Source organism: Methylococcus sp. S1M, assembly GCF_051295855.1.
GTDB lineage: Bacteria > Pseudomonadota > Gammaproteobacteria > Methylococcales > Methylococcaceae > Methylococcus > Methylococcus capsulatus.
The window spans coordinates 1-203 of the sequence record NZ_JBPDXO010000098.1; the positions used below are offsets into that span (position 1 = coordinate 1).

The window sequence follows — 203 nt, forward strand, 5'->3', positions numbered from 1 at the left end:
TCGATGCTGCAATTCCTGGATCAGCCGATCACCGATGCCCTGATCGACGCCATCACCGAGAGCGTGAACCTGTTCCTACGCACCCTGGTGATGCGCGGGGCGTTGATCGACGGCCACTGCGGCTACGACAAGGCCAAGAACCCGGTGACCGAGATCGCCCTCGGGCACCTGACCTTCGACATCACGTTCATGCCGCCGCCCCC

1 pseudogene is annotated in these 203 nt (G+C 63.5%); it reads left to right on the forward strand.

Features of this window, described 5'->3' with window-relative positions:
- Window positions 1-203, forward strand: a pseudogene (locus ACSHWJ_RS16240) (phage tail sheath subtilisin-like domain-containing protein); the annotation flags it as partial.